The sequence below is a fragment of the Pseudomonas sp. MBLB4136 genome (assembly GCF_051904765.1).
Lineage (GTDB): Bacteria > Pseudomonadota > Gammaproteobacteria > Pseudomonadales > Pseudomonadaceae > Aquipseudomonas.
Genome location: NZ_CP196713.1, coordinates 2,848,477 through 2,862,819, shown reverse-complemented (window position 1 = coordinate 2,862,819; position 14,343 = coordinate 2,848,477). Strand labels below are relative to the sequence as shown.

Annotated in this window: 3 protein-coding genes; all 3 read left to right on the top strand. The window is 62.2% G+C overall.

Features of this window, described 5'->3' with window-relative positions; translation table 11 throughout:
* Positions 1–19: 19 nt before the first annotated feature.
* The 3 genes from rpsA (at position 20) to ACSX1D_RS12870 (ending at position 14,025) form a co-directional block, all read left to right on the top strand.
* The gene (gene rpsA, locus ACSX1D_RS12880) at positions 20–1,702 is read left to right on the top strand and encodes a 30S ribosomal protein S1 (RefSeq protein WP_213638305.1); all 1,683 of its coding nucleotides are present in this window, start codon (positions 20–22) and stop codon (positions 1,700–1,702) included.
* Positions 1,703–1,978: 276 nt separating this feature from the next.
* Positions 1,979–2,263: an integration host factor subunit beta gene (gene ihfB, locus ACSX1D_RS12875; RefSeq protein ID WP_003243558.1), complete on the top strand. Its 285-nt coding sequence runs from the start codon at positions 1,979–1,981 to the stop codon at positions 2,261–2,263.
* Between the two features lie 995 nt (positions 2,264–3,258).
* Complete coding sequence (locus tag ACSX1D_RS12870; RefSeq protein WP_439858876.1) at positions 3,259–14,025, top strand: peroxidase family protein; 10,767 nt, start codon at positions 3,259–3,261, stop codon at positions 14,023–14,025.
* The last annotated feature ends 318 nt before the right edge of the window (positions 14,026–14,343 follow it).

The following is a 14,343-nucleotide window of genomic DNA, read 5'->3' as shown; positions in this document are numbered from 1 at the left end:
TGAATCAACAGGAATCAACATGAGCGAAAGCTTCGCAGAACTATTTGAAGAAAGCCTGAAATCCCTCGACATGCAGCCGGGTGCCATCATCACCGGCATCGTGGTCGACATCGACGGTGACTGGGTCACCGTGCATGCCGGCCTGAAGTCCGAGGGCGTCATCCCGCTCGAGCAGTTCTTCAACGAACAAGGCGAGCTGACCATCAAGGTCGGTGACGAAGTCCACGTTGCGCTGGACGCGGTTGAAGATGGCTTCGGTGAAACCAAGCTGTCCCGCGAAAAAGCCAAGCGCGCCGAGTGCTGGATCGTTCTGGAAGCAGCTTTCGCCGCCGAGGAAGTGGTCAAGGGCGTTATCAACGGTAAGGTTAAGGGCGGCTTCACTGTCGACGTTAACGGCATCCGTGCGTTCCTGCCAGGTTCCTTGGTCGATGTACGTCCGGTGCGTGATACCACCCACCTGGAAGGCAAAGAGCTCGAGTTCAAGGTCATCAAGCTGGACCAGAAGCGCAACAACGTTGTCGTTTCCCGCCGCAGCGTGCTGGAAGCCGAGAACAGCGCCGAGCGCGAGGCTCTGCTGGAGTCCCTGCAGGAAGGCCAGCAGGTCAAGGGTATCGTCAAGAACCTCACCGACTACGGCGCGTTCGTGGACCTGGGTGGCGTCGACGGCCTGCTGCACATCACCGACATGGCCTGGAAGCGCATCAAGCACCCGTCCGAGATCGTCAACGTTGGCGACGAGATCGATGTCAAGGTTCTGAAGTACGATCGCGAGCGTAACCGCGTATCCCTCGGCCTGAAGCAGCTGGGCGAAGATCCATGGGTCGCCATCAAGGCCCGTTACCCGGAAAGCACCCGCGTCATGGCGCGCGTGACCAACCTGACCGACTACGGCTGCTTCGCAGAGCTGGAAGAAGGCGTGGAAGGTCTGGTGCACGTTTCCGAAATGGACTGGACCAACAAGAACATCCACCCGTCGAAAGTCGTTCAGGTTGGCGACGAAGTGGAAGTCATGGTTCTGGACATCGACGAAGAGCGTCGTCGTATCTCCCTGGGTATCAAGCAGTGCAAGACCAACCCGTGGGAAGACTTCTCCAGCCAGTTCAACAAGGGCGACAAGATCTCCGGGACCATCAAGTCGATCACCGATTTCGGTATCTTCATCGGTCTGGACGGCGGCATCGACGGCCTGGTTCACCTGTCCGACATCTCCTGGAACGAAGTGGGCGAAGAAGCCGTCCGTCGTTTCAAGAAGGGCGACGAGCTGGAAACCGTCATCCTCTCCGTTGATCCGGAGCGCGAGCGCATCTCCCTGGGCATCAAGCAGCTGGAAGACGATCCGTTCTCCAACTACGTGTCGATCAACGACAAGGGCACCATCGTCCGTGGCACCGTGAAAGAAGTTGACGCCAAGGGCGCCATCATCGATCTGGGCAACGACATCGAAGCTACGCTGAAGGCCTCCGAAATCAGCCGTGACCGCGTCGAAGACGCGCGCAACGTGCTGAAGGAAGGCGAAGAAGTCGAAGCCAAGATCATCAGCGTTGACCGCAAGAGCCGCGTGATCAGCCTGTCCATCAAGTCCAAGGATGTCGAGGACGAGAAGGAAGCGATCAAGGAAATGCGCAGCAAGCAGGAAGTCGAGACTTCCGGTCCGACCACCATCGGTGATCTGATTCGTGCGCAGATGGAAAACCAGAACTAAGTTCGGGTAATCCAGAAAAAGGGCGACTTCGGTCGCCCTTTTTTGTGGGCGTGGTTCAGGTGGAACAGGGGCGCGAGGGCTGTCGCTCCTGGCACTTTTGGCCTGTGCACCTGGTCTCCTTCAGTGGATCCGAGTGGTTCGCCCTAGCACGGGTATTGAGCGTGAAGTCTCGGATACGATGGCTAACACCTTGTTTTTTGGGCTGTTCAAATGCTGACCAGCATGCTAAAACCATTCTATCGAGTGATCTAGCCGCTTGAAAAAGAAGGGAAAACCATGACCAAGTCGGAGTTGATCGAAAGGATTGTCACCCACCAGGGGCAGCTGTCGTCGAAGGACGTCGAGCTGGCGATCAAGACCATGCTGGAGCAAATGTCCCAGGCACTGGCCACTGGCGACCGCATCGAGATTCGCGGCTTCGGCAGCTTCTCCCTGCACTATCGGGCGCCACGGGTCGGGCGCAACCCCAAGACCGGTCAATCGGTGCGTTTGGACGGCAAGTTTGTGCCGCACTTCAAGCCGGGCAAAGAGCTGCGTGACCGGGTTAATGAAGACGAGTAAGCCTGCCGCGATCGAAGGCGCGTTCAACCTTTCACTTCGCCCGAGTTCCGAGCGCTGTCTATCTGTAGGCCGTGATCCGCATTGTGACGCCTGACTGCCAGGCCGGGTTCTGAGTCAGTCTTGCACTACGCTGGATAGCCGCTACTCATGGCTTATTCAGTCATCTTGCCCGGGAACACCAAGCCCTGCCTCCCGCGTCGTAGTCGATCCCTTTTCTTTTTGCTCGATGTTAAGCCTTGCGACGCCTCTGCCTGAGGGCTCGCTCCAGCGTTGCCGGCATCGATGTTCCCGCCCTTCTCGGCGAATGGCGCGCTCAAAGCGGAGCATTGCCTCGGCCACCGAACCCTGCGCTACGGATGCGAAGAGACTGCTTTGCCGGCCTGCGCAGGGGCCAGTAATGGCCCCGTGCTGCGGGTCCTGCGGCGGGATTGGTTCATGGGGCCGGCGAGAGCGCTTACGACTGTATCCTACGTATCGCTCAGTGTGCTGAGTTTCATATTTATTAATGTAAAAAACACGTAAAAACAACTGGATATCTAGATTGAACTCATTGATCTGTTTTTTCGCCTGAATCTTGACAATAGCTTCGCGGGCACCTTTAGTTCAAACGTGAGTGATCGCTGGCGATGCATGCTGCGCAGGAGAGGGCGCGGTGGCTTGTGCCAGCCACTAAAGTTCGAGAAACGTCATGAGCAGCATCCCGGGTCACCCGCCAGCCAGACTGGCAACGCTAGGGCACTTCTTCGACCCACAATTCCACGGGCCTCCAGGCATCTGAGGCTCAACGCCGAATATTCCTTCGGCGCTGACGGGACAAAGCCAACCCTCATAGGGCACTGATTCGCTACGGCGGTCGGTGAGGAGCGTCGTTCGGCCGATTCCCTCACATCACTGACTCTTTGTATTGCAACGCTGAGCCACGCCTGCGCGAGGTTACGCATGCACGTGGCTTCCTGTTTCAAGTTTTTTGTGCACTGAGCACCGAGGGAACAGAAATGGCCAACTTCATCAAATCCGATCTCGAATTCATCCTGCAGCAGATCCTGATCGCCGAAGCCAATGCGGGCGGGGAAGACCTCCTGTCCTTGCTGCCCAACACCCTGGTGCCTTTCGGCTTGCGCACCGTCGACGGTTCCTTCAATAACCTGCTCACCGGGCAGACCGAGTTCGGTGCGGCCGACAATGTTTTCCCGCGCATGCTTGACCCGGTGTTCCGCCCGGCCGAAGGCGGCACGTCCTATACCCAGACCAGCGGCATGGTGATCGATTCGCAGCCGCGCACCATCTCCAACCTGATAGTCGACCAGACCATCACCAATCCAGCAGCAGTGCAGGCGTTCGTCGACGCCGGTATGGGTGTCCTGGCCGACGGCAGCCAACTCGACGCGGGCGGCGTACCTTTCCCAATTGGCACCCTGCTGGACCTTGAGGGCAATGAGGTCCCCGCGGGCCAATCCCTGTTCATCCCCAATACCGCGCCGGACGAAGGTTTGTCCGCGCCGTTCAACAGCTGGTTCACCTTCTTTGGCCAGTTCTTCGACCACGGCCTCGACCTGGCGCAGAAGGGGGGCAGTGGCTTTGTCTTCATGCCGCTGCAGCCGGACGATCCGCTGATCACCCATGGTCCCGATGGCATCGCCGGCACCGGCGACGAACTGACCAACCCGGCGCAGCAGTTCATGGTGCTGTCGCGGGCGACCAATCACCCCGGCCCGGACGGGGTTCTCGGCACCGCCGATGATGTTCATGAGCACCTCAACCAGACCTCGCCCTTCGTCGACCAGAACCAGACCTACAGCTCCCACCCCTCGCACCAGGTATTCCTGCGCGCCTACGCCCTGAATGCGGATGGCAAGCCGGTAACGACCGGCCGGCTGATCACCAACCGCGACCTGGGGCCAGATGGCGTGTTCGGTAATGGCGATGATGTGGAGCTCGGTGGCATGGCCACCTGGGCCGTGGTCAAGGCCCAGGCGCGCGCGCTGCTGGGCATCGATCTGACCGACGCGGATGTCGCCAACATCCCCCTGCTGGCAACCGATGCCTACGGCAAGTTCATCCCCGGCCCCGGCGGCTTCCCGCAGGTGGTGATGGTCGGCCCGGATGGCCTGCCCGGGACGGCCGATGACTTCCTGATGGAAGGCAATCCGCTGTCGCCGATCAGCCTGGCCGGTGCCGTGCGCACTGGCCAGAGTTTCTTGGTCGATATCGCGCATTCCGCCAATCCGTTCCATAGCCAGACTGGCGCGCTGTTGGCCCCGGATGCGGATGGCATAGCCGGAGCCGACGATGGCATCAGCAGCACTTACGACAATGAATTGCTCGACGCCCACTTCATGGCCGGCGACGGCCGGGTCAACGAGAATATCGGCCTGACGGCCGTGCACCACGTATTCCATTCCGAACATAACCGATTGGTCGAGCTCACCAAGCAGGTTGCAATCGAGGCGGCGGTGGCCGGCGATGTAGCCTTCCTGAACCAGTGGTTGCTGACCCCGGTGGCCGTGGCCCCGAGCACTCAGCCGGCGATCGATGCCCTGGTGTGGAACGGCGAGCGGCTGTTCCAGGCCGCCAAGTTCGGCACCGAGATGCAGTACCAGCACCTGGTGTTCGAGGAGTTCGCCCGCAAGGTCCAGCCGCAGGTCGATGTGTTTCTGGCGCCGGATGGCTTCAACGTCACCCTCGATCCGAGCATCGTCGCCGAGTTCGCCCACACGGTTTACCGTTTCGGTCACTCGATGCTGACCGAGACCGTCAACCGCCTGGATTCTAGTTTCGTCTCCAGTGACATGGGTTTGATCGAGGCCTTCCTCAACCCCCTGGCGTTCAATCAGCTCGGTGGCGTCACCGTCACGGCTGAGCAGGCTGCGGGGGCCCTGGCGCGCGGTTTGACCCGCCAGGCGGGCAACGAGATCGACGAGTTTGTCACCGGGGCGCTGCGCAGCAATCTGCTTGGCTTGCCGCTGGATCTGCCGGCTATCAACATCGCCCGTGGTCGCGATGCCGGTGTGCCGTCACTGAACGCGGCGCGTCGTTCTTTCTACGAGATGACCGCCGACAGTCAGCTCAAGCCCTATACCAGCTGGGTCGACCTGCTGGGCAACCTCAAGCATGAGCTGTCGCTGATCAACTTCATTGCGGCCTATGGCACCCACTCCAGCATCACCAGTGCCACGACCCTGGCGGACAAGCGTGCCGCGGCCATGGAGTTGGTGTTTGGCACCGATCAGAATGGTGACAGCACGGTCGCGTCCGACCGCCTCGACTTCCTCAACAGTACCGGGGCCTGGACCAGCGGCGCCAACGGAGTGACCACCACCGGGGTCGATGCCATCGACTTCTGGATCGGCGGCCTGGCCGAGAAGCGAATGCCCTTTGGTGGCATGCTCGGCTCCACCTTCAACTTCGTTTTCGAGACCCAGTTGGAGGCGCTGCAGAGCGGCGATCGCTTCTATTACCTGGCGCGACTGGCGGGCCTTAACTTCCTCACCGAGATGGAGGACAACTCCTTCGCCAAGTTGGTGATGCGCCACACTGATGTCATCCACTTGCCGGCAGACATCTTCTCCACTCCGGGCTTCATTCTCGAGGTCGATCCGACCCGGCAGTTCACCGGTCTTGGGCCCGACGGCCGGGCCGATCCGGTCGGCGACGACCCGCTGATTCCGCTGGTGATGCGTGACGATCCCGGCACCGAAGGACCGGACACCAATTACCTGCGCTACACCGGCGGCGACCATGTGGTACTGGGCGGCACCGATGGCGATGATGTGATCATCTCCAGCATCGGCGACGACACCCTGTGGGGCGACGGAGGTAACGACCGCCTGGAGGGCGGCTTCGGCAATGATGTCATCGAGGGCGGCGACGGTGACGACATCATCACCGACATGGGCGGCGACGACGTGCTAAAGGGCGGTGACGGCAACGACGTGATCCACGGCGGCAACGGCGAGAACCTGATTCTCGGTGGCCGTGGCAAGGACTTCATCATCACCGGCGAGGACGTTTCCGAGACCTTCGGCGGCCCGGGTGACGACTTCATCTATGGTGCACCCCTGAATGGACCGACCTTCGGCAACGAAGGCGACGACTGGATCGAACTGGGTACCTCCGATGGTGCTGGCGGCGACAACTTCAACCCGCAGGAGGCCAGCACCGTACTTGGCCATGATGTGTTCATCACCGGCGGCGGCTTCGACGAAGTCGACGGCGAGGGCGGCGACGACATCATGATCGGCTCCGAGGGCGAGGACCATTTCGGTGGCGGCGGCGGATTCGACTGGGTCGGCTACAAGTTCTCGCGCTTCGGCGTCAGTGTCGACATGCTGGTCAGTGACCTGATCGAACCGCCGGTGGCGGCCTCCAATCAGGGCATCCTCGATCGCTTTGTCCAGGTCGAGGGGTTGTTCGGCTCCGATCACGGCGACATCCTGCGCGGCGACCATGCCGACGCGGCCACCATCAATGTCGAGGGTGCGCAAAACAGCACCCTCAACGCCGACGGCATCGCCCGGATCACCGGCCTGCAGGCCTTCCTCAACGAGATGCTCGGCGTGCCGACCACCTCCTTCGGCGCCGGCAACATCATTCTCGGTGGCGGCGGTAGCGACATCATCGAGGGCCGTGGCGGCGACGACCTGATCGACGGCGAGCGCACCCTCAATGTGCGCATCAGCGTGCGCGAGAACCGCGACGGTACAGGGGCAGAGATCGCCAGCTTCGACAGCATGAAGCCGATGATCCCGCTGATGCTCAATGGCACCTACAACCCGGGGCAGCTGGTGATAGTGCGCGAGATCCTGCTCAAGCCAGCGAGCTTCGATACGGCGGTGTTCACCGGCAACTTCTCCACTCTCGGCGTGCCGGACTATCTGATAACCCGTGACACCAGGGGAACGGCGGACTTCAGCGACGACGTCTTCACGGTAAGGGATACGTTCCTCGACGGCGACGGCGTCGACCGGCTGCGCGGCATCGAACGCCTGCAGTTCAACGATATCGCCTTGGTACGCGACGACGTGACCGGCGATTTCGTCGAGCAGGTCGCCGGCACCCAGCAGTTCGGCAACTGGTCGCCGCTGGGCAATATCCAGATCAACGGCCTGGTGCAGGTGGGCCAGTTGCTTACTGCATTGGTGGCCGGCATCACCGACCAGGACAATGCCGACGGCACCCTCAATGGCCGGCCGATCAGCTACATCTGGCAGGTCGACACCTTCGGCGACGGCATCTTCCAGGATATCGTCGCCCTGGGCGGCGGTAACCCGGCGACCCAGCTCGGCCGCACCTTCCGCGTGACTCCGGACCTGGAGGGCCTGGCGCTGCGGGTCAAGGCCATCTACCAGGATGACAACGGCACCCTGGAAATGGTCTTCTCCCTGGGCACTGCGCCGGTGGCCGCCGGTGTCTTCCCGACGCCCGCTGTGTTGCCGACAGAGTCGGCTACGGTCAGCCCCGGCGGCGGCCTGCACCTGATCCGCTCCGACCTGCAGTTCATGCTCGAGCAGATCTTCATCTCGGAGCGGCACGCCGCCGGTGAAGACCTGCTGTCGCTGCTGCCCAACTCGCGGGTGCCGTTCGGCATGCGCACGGTGGATGGCTCGTTTAACAACCTGGTGCAGGGCCAGACCGGCTTCGGCGCCACCGACGAGAATTTCCCGTTGCTACTGCCGCAGCGGTTCCGCAACGAGGGCGATGAAGGCGGCGGTTTCAATGGCGTCACCAATACCAACTATGCCTCGACCACCAATGTGGTCGACTCCGATCCGCGCATCATCAGCAACCTGATCGCCGACCAGACCATCACCAACCCCTCGGCTGTGAAGGCCTTCCTCGATGCCGGGCTGGGCACCCAGGCCGTCGACGAGCTGGGCAATCCGCAGTTCAACGCCGACGGCACGCCGATCATCCTCGACCTTGACGGCGTGGTGATCCCCCGTGGGCAGACCCTGACCATTCCCAACACCGCCCCGGACGAGGGCCTGTCGGCGCCCTTCAATGCCTGGTTCACCTTCTTCGGGCAGTTCTTCGACCACGGCCTGGACCTGGTGCAGAAGGGTGGTAACGGCAGCGTGTTCGTGCCGCTGCAGCCGGACGACCCGCTGATCACCCATGGTCCCAATGGCATCTTCGGCGATGGCGACGAGCTGACCAACCCGGCCCAGCAGTTCATGCTGCTCACCCGCGCCACCAATACCTCGGTGCTGCCGGGGCCGGATAATGTGCTGGGCACGTCCGACGACATCCATATTCACAAGAACCAGACCTCGCCCTTTGTCGATCAGAACCAGACCTACACCTCGCACCCGGCGCACCAGGTGTTCCTGCGCGCCTACGAGCTGGTGGGCGGTCGCCCGGTGGCGACCGGAGAGCTGATCGTCAACCGCGATCTGGGCGCCGATGGTCGCTTCGGCGGAGTTGGCCCCAACGCGGACACTGTGCTTGGCGGCATGGCCACCTGGAAGGTGGTCAAGGCCCAGGCGCGCGACCTGCTGGGCATCGAGCTCAGCGACTATGACGCGCTCAATGTGCCGCTGGTCAAGGTCGATGCCTACGGCAAGTTCATCCCCGGTCCGAATGGCTTCGCCCAACTGGTGGTCGGGGTCGGCGCCGATGGTATCGCCGGTACGGCTGATGACCTGACGGTAGAGGGCAACCCGGCTTCACCGATCAGCCCGGCGACTGTAGGCGCCCTGCGCACCGGGCACATGTTCCTGGTGGACATTGCCCATAGCGCCAACCCCTTCAGCGCCTTCGGTGCGCCGCTTACCGCGGATACTGATGGAGCGGTTGGCCTGTCGAATGGCAACAACCCGGATACTGGCGCGCCTAACCCGACCAACGGCTTCTACGACAACGAGCTACTCGACGCGCACTTCATGGCCGGCGACGGCCGGGTCAATGAGAACGTCGCCCTCACCGCCGTGCACCATGTGTTCCACTCGGAACACAACCGCATGGTGCAGCACGCCAAGGACGTGGTGCTGGCGTCGAACGACGTCGATTTCATCAACAACTGGCTGCTCACCCCGATCGTGACGCTGCCGAGCAACCCGGGGCAGGTCGCAGCTCTGCAGTGGAATGGCGATCGGCTGTTCCAGGTGGCGAAGTTCTCCACCGAGATGCAGTACCAGCACCTGGTGTTCGAGGAGTTCGCCCGCAAGATCCAGCCCCAGGTCGATGTGTTCCTTGGCGAGGGGCAGGGCTACGACGGCGAGATCAACCCGGCGATAGTCGCCGAGTTCGCCCACGCGGTGTACCGTTTCGGCCACTCGATGCTGCTCGAGACGGTCGACCGCCTGGACCCGAACTTCGCCTCCAGCGAGCTGGGGCTGATCGAGGCCTTTCTCAATCCGCTGGCGTTCAACCAGGGCGGCACACTCAGCCCTGAAGAGGCCGCCGGGGCCATAGTGCGCGGGGTTACCCGGCAGGCCGGCAACGAGATCGATAACTTCGTCACCGAGGCGCTGCGTAACAACCTGCTGGGTCTGCCACTGGATCTGGCCGCCATCAACATCACCCGTGCCCGCGATACCGGCACGCCCTCGCTCAACGAGGCGCGTCGCGATTTCTGGACGAATACCGGCGACAGTCAGCTCAAGCCGTACTCGAGCTGGTTCGACTTCGCGATGAACATGCGTCATCCCTCTTCGCTGGTGAACTTCATCGCTGCTTATGGCACCCATGCCGAGTTGCTGGCGGCCGACGTCAACACCCTGGCCGAGAAGCGCGCGGTGGCCGCGGCGCTGGTGCTTGGCGGCACCGCGACGATCAATGCCGGAGGGGTCGGTGGTACGGAGCGCATCTTCGACGCCGACGCCATCGCTGGCGATCGCCTGGCCTTCCTCAACAGCACCGGCGCCTACGCCCTGGTCGGCGGCGTGACCGTCACCGGCGTCGACGATATCGACCTGTGGGTCGGCGGCCTGGCCGAGCGGCAGATGCCGTTCGGCGGCATGCTCGGCTCGACCTTCAACTTCGTGTTCGAGAACCAGCTGGAGAAACTGCAGAACGGCGACCGCTTCTACTACCTGGAGCGCACGGCGGGGCTGAACTTCCTAACCGAGTTGGAGAACAACTCCTTCGCCCGCATGATCATGGCCAACACCAACGCCACGCACCTTCCGGGTGACGTGTTCTCGACCCCGGGCTTCATCCTCGAGGTCGACCAGAGCCGGCAGTTCACCGGGCTGGGTGTCGACGGCCGGGCCGATCCGGTCGGTACCGCACTGCTGCGGCCAGACGTGATCCGCGACAATCCGGCGACCCCGGGCGCAGACAGCAACTACCTGCGCTATACCGGTGGCGAGCACGTGGTGCTCGGCGGCACTGCCGGCAACGACATCCTGATCGCCAGCATTGGTGACGACACCCTGCACGGTGATGCAGGCAACGATCGGCTCGAGGGCGGCGAGGGCAACGACATTATCTTCGGCGGCGCCGGCGATGACATCATCACCGACCAGGGTGGTGACGATAATATGCAGGGCGGTGATGGCCATGACGCCATTCATGGCGGCAATGGCATCGATCTGATCCTCGGCGGCTTCGGCAATGACTTCATCGTCACCGGCGAGGACGGCGACGAGACTTTCGGTGGCCCAGGCAACGACTTCATCCTGGGCGACATAGCCGACGAGTTCGTATTCGGTAACGAAGGCGATGACTGGATCGAGCTGGGCATGGCCGACGGCAGTGCCGGCGACAACTTCGATGTGCGCGGATTGGACGCCACCATCGGCAACGACGTATTCATCGGCGGCGACAGCATCGACCGTATGAACGGCGAGGGTGGCGACGACATCATGGTCGGCAACGGCGGCCCAACGGATCGCTATATCGGCGGCTCCGGGTTCGACTGGGCGGTGTTCAAGGACAGCCCGGCCGGCGCCTATGTCGACATGCGCCTACGGGCCTTCAATGAAGCCATCCTGCCGCCGTCCGTCGGTTCGGTGCTGGCACGCTTCGAGTCGATGGAGGGCTTGTCGGGATCCGCCCACAGCGACGTTCTGATCGGCGATGATTTCGATGCCGGCATGATTGCTGCCTCTGGTTTCAGAGGCAGCGTGCTGACCAATATTGCCCTGATCGACGGCCTGCAGGGTTTCCTGAACGCCATGCTCGGCACGCCTACCGTGCCGACCGTAACCTCGTTCGGCGCTGGCAACATCATCCTGGGTGGCAACGGCAGCGACCTCATCCAGGGCAATGGCGGTAACGACCTGATCGATGGCGACCTGTGGCTGAACGTGCGCATCAGCGTGCGTGACGCCAGCAATGTCGAGATCGCCAGCGCCAACAGCATGACCGGTGTCCTGCAGAACAAATCCGGGGCCCTGGCCGGCACACCTGCCGGTCTCACCCTGCTGGATGCGGTGTTCGCCGGCACCATCAACCCCGGTCAGCTGCAGATCGTCCGCGAGATCCTGCCGGGCGAGGGCGGCTTCAACTTCGACACGGCCATGTACTCGGGGCCGCTGGCCAACTACCTCATCACCGAGAACGGCAATGGCACCTTCACGGTCGAGGACCTGGGCGATGACCTGCTACCTGGCGGAATTGTCGGGCCGGACGGCATCGACACGCTGCGCAATATCGAGCGGTTGCAGTTCAACGACCAGTCGGTAGTGCTGGTGCCGGGCCTGAATGCCGAGCCGGTGGGGCTGGCGTCGATCAACGACAGCACCCCGGAAGTCGGCTCCTTGCTCAGCGCCGGTGTTGAGGGCGTGACTGATGCCGACAACCCGGGATTGGGCCGCATCACCGGTCCGGTGAGTTACCAATGGCAGGCAGACTTCACCGGCACGGGCGTGTTCGAGGACATTATCGTGGTCGCCGGGCTTGGCGACATCCTGGCCACCGGTCGAACCTTCCGGGTTACTGCTGACCTCGCGGGGCTGAGCCTACGGGTTAAGGCAGTCTACAAGGACGCCCGCGGCGTGCTCGAGACCGTGTTCTCGGCAGTGACCGACCCAGTGGCCGCAGTATCGGTCAATGATGCGCCGGTGGGCACCATGCTGATCAGCAACATGAGCCCACGGACCGGCGTGATGCTGACGGCGACCAGGGCCTTCACCGACCCGGACGGCCCGGTCAGCCCGCTGCTCAGCTACCAATGGCAAGCCGGCACAGGTGGTGTTTTCAGCAACATCGCCGGCGCCACCACTGCGACCTTCACCCCCACGCTGGCGCAGGCTGGGCAACAGTTGCGGGTGGTGGTGCGCTATACGGATGAGCTGGGCACCCTGGAGACAGTGACGTCGCAGGCGACCGCGGCGGTGGTCAATTTGATTGTTGGCACGGCCGGCAATGATGTGCTCAATGGCACGGTGTTCGATGATGAGATTCGAGGGCTTGATGGGGACGATATTCTTAATGGATTGGCCGGAAATGATGTTCTAGATGGCGGGCTTGGAAATGATCGGCTCGATGGTGGAACGGGAAACGATGTACTTAATGGTGGTGCTGGTAATGACACATTAATCGGCGGCTCTGGCAACGACACCATGTCCGGTGGAACGGGCAACGATATCTATGCGGTTACTGACGTGGGAGATATGGTGGTCGAGCTCGCCGGACAGGGCATCGATACGGTCTGGACGTCACTGTCGAGCTATGCGCTGACGGCCAATGTCGAGAACCTGACCTACAGCGGCACCGGAAACTTCAGGGGGACCGGCAACGCCCTGGCCAATGTCATCAGGGGCGGTGTGGGTAACGATGTTATCGTCGGTGGTGCGGGTGCCGACACGATGATCGGCGGAGCGGGCAACGACATCTACGCGGTTACCGACGTGGGGGATGTGGTGGTCGAACTCGCCGGACAAGGCATCGATACGGTCTGGACGTCACTGTCGAGCTACACGCTGGCGGCTAACGTCGAGAACCTGACCTACAGCGGTGTTGGGAACTTCAGCGGTACCGGCAACGCCCTGGCCAATGTCATCAGGGGCGGTGTGGGTAACGATGTGATAGTCGGTGGTACGGGTGCCGACACGATGTACGGCGGAGCGGGCAACGATATCTACGCGGTTACCGACGTGGGGGATGTGGTGGTCGAACTCGCCGGACAAGGCATCGATACGGTCTGGACGTCCCTGTCGAGCTACACCCTGACGGCTAACGTCGAGAACCTGACCTACAGCGGTGTTGGGAACTTCAGCGGTACCGGCAACGCTCTGGCCAATGTCATCAGGGGCGGTGTGGGCAACGATGTGATAGTCGGTGGTGCGGGTGCCGATACGATGTACGGCGGAGCGGGCAACGACATCTATGCGGTTACCGACGCTGGGGATGTGGTGGTCGAACTCGCCGGGCAGGGGACCGATACGGTCTGGACCTCGTTGCTGAGCTACACGTTGACGGCTAACGTCGAGAATCTTACCTACAGCGGTACTGGGAACTTCAGTGGTACCGGCAACGCGCTGGCCAATGTCATCAGGGGCGGTGTGGGCAATGACACCCTAACAGGCGGAGCCGGCAACGATACGCTCGTCGGCGGCCAGGGCAACGATATCTTCATGTTCGGCCCAGGTTTCGGCAACGACATCATCACGGACTTCGACGCAAATCCCGTCGGCGGCCAGGACCTGCTCAATATCGTCGCTCTAGGGGTAACTGCGGCGAACTTCGCGGTCAACGTGAGCATTGCCGATGTGGGCGCCGATACGCTTATCTCGGTCGGCGGCGGGACCATTCGTCTGGTTGGCATCAACGATGCGACGACCATCACCCAGGCGGATTTCATCCTGGCGGTGTAAGGAGCCCGCCAGGGTGAAGCGTGAAATCTGTGGAAGTGCGGTGGGAACACCGCGCTTCAAACCTTTCTGCACCGGGCCCAGTCTGCGCAGGCTCTGCTCAACCGGGCTGCCACACGAGCAGGGGCGAGTCTGGCCTTACACGCGGACTTCTCCTCGACCATGGTCGTCAATGGGCTTCCTACCCCGTTGACGACCATCACCTGTGGCGTCGGTCCATGGGTAGTCTCGAAACATCTGCCAGACAGCCTGCTGGTGATGCAGCGGCTCGTCCACAGTCATGCGAGAGGCGGAAAGCGCCAGCCTGGACTCTTGCCGCAA

Coding starts and splice junctions, on each gene's coding strand:
- rpsA (WP_213638305.1), top strand. CDS start 20: ATGAGCGAAAGCTTCGCAGAACTATTTGAAGAAAGCCTGAAATCCCTC.
- ihfB (WP_003243558.1), top strand. CDS start 1,979: ATGACCAAGTCGGAGTTGATCGAAAGGATTGTCACCCACCAGGGGCAG.
- ACSX1D_RS12870 (WP_439858876.1), top strand. CDS start 3,259: ATGGCCAACTTCATCAAATCCGATCTCGAATTCATCCTGCAGCAGATC.